The sequence below is a fragment of the Alteromonas sp. ALT199 genome (genome assembly GCF_018619335.1).
Taxonomy (GTDB): domain Bacteria; phylum Pseudomonadota; class Gammaproteobacteria; order Enterobacterales; family Alteromonadaceae; genus Alteromonas.
In genome coordinates this window covers 1-8,538 of sequence record NZ_JAHHDX010000136.1, presented here as the reverse complement: position 1 = coordinate 8,538, position 8,538 = coordinate 1, and the positions used below count along the sequence as shown (strand labels likewise).

The following is an 8,538-nucleotide window of genomic DNA, read 5'->3' as shown; positions in this document are numbered from 1 at the left end:
GCATTATATAACAAATATAAACATATGATGTTTGCATTTCAACTACATTTACAGGTTTTTAACAAGAAATATTTGAATATTAGGCTCACGGCGCATATCAAGCTTCTTGTATCACTCCCGTATCAGCCTTGTTGGGCCTTAAAGTGTACCGGCGGATATGTTAATAATTCTTGAAAACCAATACATCATATGTTTACATTGATCACAGTTAAGTGCTGTGTTGTCAATAACGCTTTAGTTATTATCTCTAGTCCTCTAATCTCATGTTCTAACTCTCTGTTTTTAAAATTAGAAATTACATGGGTGAAAAAAAGCGTCTAGGAAGACAGCCAGATACGAGATAGAAAAGTAGAACTGAAAATAAATAGTGCTTGGTAAGCGCATGTTTTATAGCGCTGAATACACCGCTTATTTTTATAATGAATTTAGTTATCGGTAGTGAGGTTTTCCATGCCAGAGAATTTAACGCGCAATAAGACAGAAGTTGATACGTCTAAAAGCCCCAATGTAAAGCTCAAACCTATATCCATGGGCGAATGCAAATGGACTGAAGGTTTTTGGGCTGACAAAACTAAGCTTTGTGAAGAATCAATGATTCCATACATGGGAAGCCTGCTTACTGGTGAAATTGGCCATGCTTTAAATAATTTCAAAATCGTAACGGGTGATTTTGATGGAAAGTTCGATGGTGAGTACTGGCATGACGCTGACTTCTTTAAATGGATGGAAGCAGCCTGCTACATGTATGGATTAAATAACGATCAGAAACTTCTGCAAGAAATGGACGAAATCATAGCCATCATTGCTAAAGCACAAGAAGATGACGGTTACCTCCATGCTTATATTCAAATACATGGCATTGCACATTTCTCGAACCGCAAGTATCACGAAATGTACAACTGCGGTCATCTTTACACTGCGGCATGCATACACTATCGAATGACAGGTAAAACTAACTTCTTAGATATCGCTCTTAAAAACGCTAATTTGTTGGTGTCGAAGTTCGGCCCCAACCCACCTGAGTTGCGTCGTTTTGGTTTTAATCAAACCCAAATTATGGGATTGGTTGAACTGTATCGCACTGTAGGTAATGAAGATTACCTTAAACTCGCAGAACAATTTATCAACAATCGCGGCCAGTCAGAAATGGTGCATGACTCAACGACTATTGGCTATCCTATCGGTGATATGGTGCAAGAGCGCGTACCACTTCGCGAAGAGACCGAAGCTGCGGGTCATGCGGTATTGGCACTTTACTATTACGCTGGTGCAGCTGATGTTTATGCAGAAACAGGTGAAAAAGCGCTTATTGATGCCTTGGATCGTCTGTGGGAAAACGTAACGCAGAAGAAAATGTACGCCACCGGTGCTGTAGGGCAAACCCACTACGGCGCATCTCCGCGTAGGGATATGATTGAAGAAGGCTTCATTGACGAATATATGATGCCTAACTTAACCGCTTACAACGAAACCTGTGCGAACATCTGCAATGCCATGTTTAGCCAAAGATTGTTAGGTATTCACGGCGAGTCAAAATACGCTGACATTATGGAGTTAGTTATGCACAACTCTATGATGTCGGGTATTAGCGTTTGCGGCACCAAGTATTATTATGCAAACCCACTGCGTAAGATTAATGATGCGCGCGACTACGAAAATATGAATACCGAGTCACCGGATCGCGAGCCCTATCTGTTCTGCTTCTGCTGCCCTCCTAACTTGGTGAGAACCGTTGCAAAGTCTTCATTATGGGCCTACAACCGCTCAGACAATGGTATCTCAGTGAACCTGTACGGTGGTAACACATTAGATACTACACTGCTCGACGGCACAGAACTTAAGCTGACTCAAAGTACTGAATATCCGTGGGAAGGTTTGGTAAAAATCACTATTGATGCCTGTAAAGATGAAGCCTTCGATATCATGCTACGCATTCCCGAATGGTCGAAAGAGAACACTTTAAAAATTAACAGTGATACCCTCGATATTGTGCTTGTTCCAGGTGAATTCGCGACAATAACTCGACAATGGAAAGCTGGTGATGTTATTGAACTTGATATGTCCATGCATATTAAATTAATTGAGGGTCATGAGCGCATTGAAGAAGTACGCAACCAAGTAGCTGTTAAGCGCGGCCCTATTGTTTACTGCGTTGAATCTCCAGATTTACCTGAATCAGCGAGCATTACCGATGTGTATTTACCAAGTAAATCAAACCTAACAGTAAATAGGCAGTCTTCATTCTTAGGTGGTGTCACAACCATCGACGGCGAGGTACTTTTGCGCAAAGACAAAGGCAAAGGTATGTATCGCGATGTCACGCAGCCAGAATTCGAAAGCATGCAAACGCAATTCGTGCCTTACTTTGCGTGGAGTAACCGTGGTGAGGCTGAGATGAGCGTATTCTTACCGGTTATTTGGCAGCAGTAAATATTATTTAAAAGTTAAACCCTGATAACAGTTAAAGCCTGATAAAATAAAAAGCCTGCGACATGTATGTTGCAGGCTTTTTTATGGTTTAGCAAAAAACTAATCCACTTTTATTGTTAAGCTATCCGTCTTTCTTTTATTCTTCGTTTTCACGTTAATTACCGCTACCCCTTTATTTCGCGCAAAGATCACTCCGCTGGCATCAACGGTTGCTACAGCGGGATTACTGCTTGTGTAAACCACTGACTTATTTGACGCACAAGTCGGTGCCACAACCGTATTTAAGTTAGCTGACTGGCCTTTACGCAAACGATTGTTGTCTATGGATAATACCACTCCGGTTACGTTCACCCAGTTACTATCACATGACACATTTTCTGCCTGAACAACAGTTATCACTGTAGTGTCAATGTAACCACCATCGTTCGTTTTAGCGGTAATTGTGACACTTCCTTCACTAACCCCAGTAACTAACCCTGTATTATCTACTACCGCTATAGATGAATCATTTGAACTGAAAGTGACGCCCTTATCACTAGCTTCACCAGGGCTTACTGTTGCCGTTAATGCGATAGATTGGCCTACTGCTATTTCATCTCTGGCAGGACTAGTATTTACGCCAGTTACACTTACAGAACTGCCAGAACCACTAGCGCTGTTAGCGATTGAAACGACGATATCATCAGCATAAGCCTGAACACTACTTTCACCATTCCAAAAGTATACCTTTGCGATATTATTACCGGAGCCAGTGGTAAAGGTAGTGCTTAACTGCTGATAGCCAAGACTTTTAAATCTAAGACTTTTTTCATTACCACCATATTCTTTTACGCCCAGTCTCACCTTTTCGGTTAGCGATGAAGCCTTACCATAGCCAGATAACGTGTAAGTAGTATTTGGCTGTACATCAATAATTTGAACTAATGCCCCTGTACCATCAATATAGCCAGCATTAGCACCAGACTTTGCATTGTTAGACACAATGTCAACATTACCCCAACTATTGAGCCAGGACGTGGCTAGATTGTCTTGTTCAAAACCGCTGTTTACGACCAAGTTATCAGCACTGCTACCACCGCTTCCGCTGGATATCACAGTTACAGACACCATATCTGTAAATCGCCCATCGATACTTTCCACCTCGATAGAAACAGTTCCCTCTGAGTAAGCGGTAAGCAAACCGTTACTATCAACGTCAACAATAGATGAGTCAGATGAGTACCACATCACTTGTTTGTTGGTAGCATTAGTGGGTTGAATGATAGCTGTTAATTTTACAGATTCACCAAGGTTTATTGTTCTATTATTACTACCTGAAATCGTTACCCCAGAAACACTAATGTTTGGCGAGCTAGACGACACAATGCTCACATTGTTGATAGCGCTTTGTAAAAAAACATCGCTGCCATTTGAAGATTTAAATACCGGAGCCAGTGCATAATAATGACCTGAGGGAAGCTTGGCTGTGGGTGTTACACCATCTAAATCAAGAGAGATAGTTGTCTTACCTCCATATTTTTTGTCGTTATTTGCTACGGTAGCATCATTTGCTGATGCGGCAATTTTCACAAACCCTTGCGCATTTTTTTCGACTAAGTTAACAGTAATCCCATTGTACTTGTCTGAAACGACGTGAAAATTACTACCGCCATGGTAGTTAACAACAACATCTAGCGTGCCGCCAGACTGATAGTTTGTGGTAGCATATTTATTCGCATCATCTACCCAAACAGATGGCAAAACCTCCCAGGTTTTCACATATTCCACCTGCATTGTCGCATCTTCAGGGAAGCCCTCTTTTATAACATTGTCGGGGTTTGGATCTGCTCGCTGACAGGCACTATTATATTTGATTAAGTGTCGACGCAATCCTTGCGAGAAGATAAGGTGCATAGGCCTATGCCACCACTTATTTTCTTTCTCACCTACTTTTACACCATCTACATACCAGATGATTTTATCAGGCCGGTTTTCAACCGCGTAGGTGTGAAAATCTTTTGAGGGGTCGAACGGCGCTTCGTAGTGCAGCAGCTGAGCTTTTGGATTGGGCTTCGGGCGTTTCCACACAATCTTACCATTTTCTTCCACTCGCGCATGAAGGTTGTGATCCATATCATTAACTTCATCAAAGTCTGTTGGGCTTCGCCAATCGGCTTGCTGTAACTCTACGATATCTATTTCACTATAATCGACATATTGTTCTCCTTGAACGCGAGGAAAAGGGTGGCCGTCACTGTAAAGCCAAAAAGCTGGGCTTAACCCAGGAAAAATATTTACACCTTTGATAGAGGCTTCATAAAAACCATAAGTGCTTTCAACAGCAGAGCGTACAGCGCCAGACTTATAAAACAGTTGCCTTTGAACCGTTTGAGATGGCCCTCCTGCAACACCATCCCAACAGCTGTCTTGGAATGACCGGGTATGTGTTTCTTGAGTTGTCGCAATTTTTAATCGGCCATTTTCGACATATGCATTATCGCTGTCGAATGTCCATGCACCTACGTTTAAACTCGCGGGCGCATTTTGCCATTTACTATTATTAAACCCATTTTCAAAATCGTCTGTTTGCGCGCCCAGTTCCCTAAAACGCACTTCTCCAGCCTTCATTCCTGTTGGTCTCACTACTTCTGCGCATACTTGTGTCCCACACGCAATGGCGACCGAAGCGAGTAATAACTTAGTTTTCATTTAAATTACCTAATAGTTCGAAAAAAATGTAGGGTCAACATTATTTATATTATAAATACAAACATATCATCTTTATAAAAATAATGTAAACAGAATGTAAAATGAATACATAAAAAAACCGGCGCTTTTAGGCGTCGGCTTTTGTCGTTGGGTGGATATATATAAGTTAGTCTAAATCAAAGGTTTCACCGTAACGCGGCATATCTTCGCTTCGCCACTCATCGCCCTCTTTATGAATATGGAACCACTGGGGAGGTTTGTTCGACCATGCCCAATAGCCTGCGTCTTTTACCATGTCGGCTAGGAGTTGCGGGTACTGCTTGCTCAAGTCTTCAGTTTCACCGATATCATCAGCAACATTAAATAACTTCCAACCATTGGTGGTAGTAGTGCGAACGGCTTTGAAATTATCGCGACGAATAGAAACATCATGCGCGCCTTTACGGTGACGCATAATGAATAAACTCTCTCCTGCACGTGCACTTGTGTTATCTACAATGTGCGGAAGAATGTTTTTACCATCAAGCACTTTGCCGCTTGGCACATCGCTCTTCGCAAGCGCCAGAAATGTTGGGTAGTAATCTAACGTCGAAACCGGTGCGTCATACTGCTTGCCGCCTTTTAAACCATTTGGCCAATGGAAAAACATTGGAACACGATGTCCGCCTTCTCTTGCACTGCCTTTTCCTTCTTGTAATGGTAGGTTTACCCCACCCAATTTGCGTTTACCCCCGTTATCGCTGGCAAAAACAATAAGTGTATTGTCATACTGTTCCGTCTCTTTAAGCATATCCACTACCTTAGCAATTCCGCGATCTACCGCGTAAACCATTGCCAAGTAAGTTCGGCGCTTTTTATCTTTAATATGTGAAAACAGAGCGACGTCTTCCTCTTTCGCTTCTAAAGGAGCGTGAGGCGCGTTGTACGCTAAATACAAAAAGAAAGGTTGCTGTTTGTTTTTTCCGGCTCTGTCGATAAAATCAACGGCTTCTCGAGTGAATGCATCAGTAAGATATTCAGTTTCTCTCACTTCTTCGGTGTTACGCATTAACGGCGTGATGTAATCATTGAAGCGTGTGACGCCCGATGCTTTCGCTTTTTCGTATTGGGCTCGGTATTGCTCAGGAAAGAATCTGTGACCACCTCCCAGGAAGCCGTAAAACTCGTCGAAGCCTCGACTATTTGGTTGATAAGGCTTTTCCTCGCCTAGGTGCCACTTACCTATAGCGCCGGTATGATAACCCACCTGCTGCAGTGCTTTACTAACAAACATTTCATTAGTATCAATCCCTGTACTTGAACCATCTACCGGAAGATTAAAATCAGCGCCAATCTTATGAGGGTAGCGTCCTGTCATAAGTGCAGTTCGGCTTGGTCCACAAAATGGGTGTGCGACATAACCTGAGCTAAAGCGCACTCCTTCGTTAGCCAAAGTATCCAAATTAGGCGTTTTAACGTCATTGTCGAAACCGTGATAGCCAACGTCAGCGTAACCTTGGTCGTCGGTAATAATTACCAAAATATTTGGCCTTTCTGCTTCCGTCGCCACAGCTGGCACTGCCGATAAAAAGCTAAGGGCGGCTAAAAGCTTAATGGCTTGTTTTTTCATGTTTAGCGTCCTGTGAATAATGTTTAGCGTGATATTTTAGTTTTGTTAAGGCTGGGTCTTTAGTGCGCTTTAGTTCTGACATCAATAGTTCTAGCATGTCGGTGCGTACGCTAGCGTAGTGCTTATCATCAATTAGGTTGCTCACCTCGCCAGGATCTTTCTGAAGGTCGTAAAGTTCATCCAGATCTTCACCTGGGTTCCATACAAACTTGTATTCAGGTGTGCGAATAGCACGAATACCGAACCATGAACCGTTGTACCATTCATAGGCATACAGAGCTTTATCAAGCTGCCCTTCTTCCGCTTTATCACCTTCTGACATGAGCGGAATTAAGCTATGGCCGTCATACTCGGCCTCAGCCTCTAAATGCATCATTTCTGTGAGCGTGGGCGTTACATCAATAAGCGATACTTGACGGTTAACTACCCTAGGCGCTATGTCCGGGTCCTTGATAATAAGCGGCATGCGCATAAGCTCGTCATAGGCATAAGGCCCTTTGTCATAAAGCGTATGTTCACCAAGCATAGAACCTTGATCGCCGAACAATACAATGTGTAAGTTATCGTAAATGCCTTCATCTTTGGCTTGCTGAATTAACTCACCGATAATGCGGTCTACCATCGCTATGGCGCCATAATAGTGAGCCCGAGCCTTTCGCCAGTCCATGTCGCTCATGTGACCTACATCGTGCCAAGGCCACCAGATGCCGCCTTGCGCCATCGGCTTGTTAATGCGTTTAGCCAGATGGTTACTTGGAAGCTCTAGCTCTGCTGGGTCAAACATACTGGCATAGGGCTCTGGAACCCGATAAGCAGGGTGAGGCTGATTAAAACTGATAACACCAAAAAACGGACGATCATCATTTGCCATTTGTGAAAGCATTTGTTTGCCTGCTATCACCTTCTTATAGGCTTCAGTATCTTCATAAGTTCCAGGTAGGGTTTTGTAATACTCATGTTTTTCATTATTTGCGTCGAGCCTACCTTCGTTGTAGCCTTTAACCTGCTTGACCTTGCCCGTAGGCGTGAAAACTCGAGTAAAACGCTCCCTTGGTTCATGACCATGCGCCAAATCTATTTCAGCCCCGCGAAGCTCTGTTCCTCTAGCACCTAGGTGCCACTTTCCTACGTGCCCGACTAAATACCCTGCTTCAGAGGCTTTTTTTATAAGCCCTCCTTCGCTTAAATCTAATTCAGCCAAACGGGTATGATAAAGTTCTACGTTGTCATCAAGACCCGTTTTGTGTCCCCATTTTCCTGTATAAAACGCAGCGCGGGAGGGTGAACAAAGTCCAGTAGTCGACATTGCATTATCAAATCGGGTACTTTCAGCAGCAAGAGCGTCAATATTAGGGGTATTCACCGGGCCCCCTCTGTACGAAAACGTATCAAAGCGCATATCGTCAAACATTAAGACAAGTACGTTTGCAGGCTTACCTGCCTTATTTCCCGTTACCTCGTTAAAAGGTAATGATTCCATTGAAGACGTAGCGCCTATTGTGCTTTGACTTACGCTGACCGCAAGTATGCCGCTTAACAGCGTGCACACCGGCTTTTTGAAAAGTTTTGATAGTGGCACCTAATTCACCTTTATAACGCTGATATCAATTAAAAGTATTTTCCCAATGTCCGTTTGAAAACCTTTGGAAAGTGCGATTTGCTGTATTGCATCCCTGTGCACATTTATCACTACAAAGACGACGATCTTAGTTTGCACTACATCAATGTTGCGACTTCAGATGTTTTATCCCTGCTATGCAGACATCAGATAGAAGCACAGGACAAATGTAATATTTATTTAAACATATTAT

4 protein-coding genes are annotated in these 8,538 nt (G+C 42.9%); 1 reads left to right on the top strand and 3 read right to left on the bottom strand.

Annotated features, from left to right (window positions below):
• Positions 1–450 precede the first annotated feature (450 nt).
• Complete coding sequence (locus KL866_RS15165; RefSeq protein WP_214995801.1) at positions 451–2,430, top strand: glycoside hydrolase family 127 protein; 1,980 nt, start codon at positions 451–453, stop codon at positions 2,428–2,430.
• Positions 2,431–2,529: 99 nt separating this feature from the next.
• Here the strand turns inward: KL866_RS15165 and KL866_RS15160 are convergent, their stop codons facing one another.
• From KL866_RS15160 to KL866_RS15150, 3 genes are all read right to left on the bottom strand, one after another.
• The gene (locus KL866_RS15160; protein ID WP_214995800.1) at positions 2,530–5,118 is read right to left on the bottom strand and encodes an Ig-like domain-containing protein; all 2,589 of its coding nucleotides are present in this window, start codon (positions 5,116–5,118) and stop codon (positions 2,530–2,532) included.
• A gap of 166 nt (positions 5,119–5,284) precedes the next feature.
• Complete coding sequence (locus KL866_RS15155; protein ID WP_214995798.1) at positions 5,285–6,727, bottom strand: sulfatase-like hydrolase/transferase; 1,443 nt, start codon at positions 6,725–6,727, stop codon at positions 5,285–5,287.
• Positions 6,708–8,306, bottom strand: coding sequence for a sulfatase-like hydrolase/transferase (locus tag KL866_RS15150; RefSeq protein ID WP_025255710.1), 1,599 nt, complete (start codon positions 8,304–8,306; stop codon positions 6,708–6,710). Before KL866_RS15150 ends, KL866_RS15155 begins: the two co-directional genes overlap by 20 nt.
• Positions 8,307–8,538: the final 232 nt, after the last annotated feature.

Excerpts from the sequence above, each read along its gene's own strand:
- KL866_RS15165 (WP_214995801.1), top strand. The coding sequence starts at position 451 with ATGCCAGAGAATTTAACGCGCAATAAGACAGAAGTTGATACGTCTAAA.
- KL866_RS15160 (WP_214995800.1), bottom strand. The coding sequence starts at position 5,118 with ATGAAAACTAAGTTATTACTCGCTTCGGTCGCCATTGCGTGTGGGACA.
- KL866_RS15155 (WP_214995798.1), bottom strand. The coding sequence starts at position 6,727 with ATGAAAAAACAAGCCATTAAGCTTTTAGCCGCCCTTAGCTTTTTATCG.